Source organism: Bradyrhizobium sp. PRIMUS42 (genome assembly GCF_023006515.1).
GTDB lineage: Bacteria > Pseudomonadota > Alphaproteobacteria > Rhizobiales > Xanthobacteraceae > Bradyrhizobium.
In genome coordinates this window covers 1-2,609 of record NZ_JALBGZ010000810.1, presented here as the reverse complement: position 1 = coordinate 2,609, position 2,609 = coordinate 1, and the positions used below count along the sequence as shown (strand labels likewise).

Below are 2,609 nucleotides of genomic sequence, written 5' to 3'. Positions count from 1 at the left end.
GCATCCACGGGCGCGCGCCCTCCTCGCCCAGGCTCAGCGTGACGCCACCGCGGCTCGGGCGGCGCAGGCTGAGCGTAATGTTCTCAAACGACCATTTGCTGCCGCGCTGCTGATCGTCGACGATCAGATTGCCGTTCTTCAGACCGATCTCGTTGAGGTTCTGGCCGTCGAGACCGGTCATGCTCAGACTGTCGAGCCAGTCGAGGCCCTGAAGGATGCCGCTCTGTGCGGTCGCCTGAGGCGCGGCCTGGGAGGCGGCTTGAGATGGATCCTGGGTGGCGGGCTGTGTGGCGAATGGCGGCGGCGGGACGCCGTTGCGCGGGAATGTCGGCGGCAGGCCCGCGTCCTTCTTCGAGGCGACGCCGGTTGCCAGCGGCTTTGCGGTATCGCCAGCGGATACGGTGACAGTGCCGTCGGGCGCGATGCGGATCGCAAGTTCAGCGTCGACGAGATTGAGGCTTTCCGCACGCAGACGCCCCGTCAGCAGGCCCGCACCCGACAGCTTCACCTCGGCCTTCGGCGCGCTCGCGACGACGGCGTGATCGCGGTCGCGGACGATGATGTCACGGATACGGACGGCGATGCGGATCCGGCCGGCCCGCTCGATCTGGGTGCCTCCGATCTCAACCGTATTGCCGTGACCGATATTGTCCTCGATCGCTGCCGCCAGCCACGGCGTTGCGATGTCGAGATTGATGGGACCGGCACCGAGCCGCCACCACAGCGCACCGAAACAGCCGACGAAGATGACGGCGAGAGTCCCGACGACAAGGACGAAACGCTTCAGCCAGCGATCGGCGGACAGCCAACGGCGAAACGCCCCAAACCCGTCACCGAAGCGATGAAAGCCCGAATTGGAACGCGACAACAGCCGGCGCGCGCGATGGCCCGCGGCCGCCTCCTGATCCGGGTCCCAATCGGCATCGTCCCATTCCTGCGGCTGTTGCTCACCGCCGCGCCGATCGAAGTCCCGATTGTAATCCTGGGGCGACTTATTCCTTGCCATTGCCTCTCGATACAGGCGCCCGTCATAGGATTGAGCGCCGCCGGGACCGCAACCGTCCACGGGACGCGAAGCCCCCTGCGCCGGCATTGCAGCCATACCTCGAATATTCCTGCTGTTCGTCATTTCGCCCCGGGAGCGCGTTCAACGAGCAGTGGGGTAGTACGTGGAATTCCTTGTAACCATACTCCGGCGTCATCAGACTTGCCCAGCCGAGGGCGCGATTCCGGAACGTCGGACGAGAGCTGCAATACCGTTTCGGTTGACCCGCCGAAAGCGTCGAAAGGAAGGCGTATGTCCAAGAAATCCCGAACGAAATCGTCCAAAACGCCCTCCGGCAGTCCGACGGCTAAAAAGAAGACCCTGAAAACACGAGCCTCGACTCAAACAAGGTCCGCGAAAACGCAGCGGACACCGGCCGGCAAATCAACCGGGAGCTTAGCAAAAGCAGGATCACATAAGGCCGCATCGAAACAGTTAAACTCCTCCAAATCAGCATCCGCGCCCGCGAGCGCGAAGTCCGGCCCGGCCGAGGGCCACAAGGCCCCCGCCTTCCGCCTGCCCCGCGACGGCGGCAACGTCGTCACATTGGCCGACTATGCCGGCCAAAAGCTGGTCCTGTTCTTCTACCCCCGTGCCGACACCCCCGGCTGCACCCGGGAGGCGATCGACTTCACCCGCCTGGCCAGCGCTTTCGCGGCAGCCGGCACCGCCGTGATCGGGATCTCGGCCGATCCGTTAAAGGCCCAGGAGAAGTTCCGCGACAAGCACAGCCTCGGTGTCCCGCTGCTCTCAGACGAGCAACATGAGATGCTGGAAGCCTATGGCGCCTGGGGCGAAAAGTCCATGTATGGCAAGAGCTTCCTTGGAATTCTTCGCACCACAATATTGGTCGGGGCTGACGGTAAAGTGGCCAAGGTCTGGCGCAATGTCCGGGTGGACGGGCATGCTGACGCGGTGCTGGAAGCGGCAAGAAGTCTTTAACCAGTCCTTTAAATTCGCGCGTTCCCGTTTCCGGAAAATTAACCATGACCGGCCCAGATTGCTGCGGCAATTAGGCCGTACGGACTCATCCGACCGGCGCGGGAGTGCCGATGTCGAAAAGTTCTGCCCAATTTTCGCAGTACCCCCAACATCATCCTCACGACCACGGACGGGCTTTCCAACGCCGTCCGGCCGTCGCGGCAGCCGCAGCACTCCCCCTTCCCGCGACCGACGACGCCTACACCATCGTCCACGCCGGCAAGCAGGTCCGCTTCGGGCCCGTGGTGTTCTGGATCGTGGTCGGAACGGTGGTGCTGCTCGGTCTCTGGTCGGCGGCGACCGCCACTTATTTTGCTTTCCGTGACGACGTCCTGACCCGGCTGATCGCCCGCCAGGCCGAGATGCAATACGCCTACGAGGACCGCATCGCCGAGCTGCGCGCCAAGGTCGACCGCACCACCAGCCGCCAGCTGCTCGACCAGGAACAGTTCGACCAGAAGCTCGACCAGATCATGAAGCGGCAGACGGCGCTGGAGTCCCGGGCCACGGCGCTCGGGGCCATGCCCGACGTGACCGGCTCGATTCCCCGCGCGACCCCACAGCGCGGCGATTCGAGCCAGAT

At 64.2% G+C, this 2,609-nt stretch carries 1 protein-coding gene and 2 pseudogenes; 2 read left to right on the top strand and 1 reads right to left on the bottom strand.

What is annotated here, in order from left to right:
- Positions 1-1,093: pseudogene (locus MOV75_RS34010) on the bottom strand (hypothetical protein); the annotation flags it as partial.
- 204 nt (positions 1,094-1,297) lie between these two features.
- On the opposite strand from MOV75_RS34010, the gene MOV75_RS34005 reads away from it, so the two are divergent.
- Together MOV75_RS34005 and MOV75_RS34000 are read left to right on the top strand one after the other, a co-directional pair.
- The gene (locus tag MOV75_RS34005) at positions 1,298-1,987 is read left to right on the top strand and encodes a peroxiredoxin (RefSeq protein WP_246921681.1); all 690 of its coding nucleotides are present in this window, start codon (positions 1,298-1,300) and stop codon (positions 1,985-1,987) included.
- Between the two features lie 110 nt (positions 1,988-2,097).
- Positions 2,098-2,609, top strand: a pseudogene (locus MOV75_RS34000) (M23 family peptidase); the annotation flags it as partial.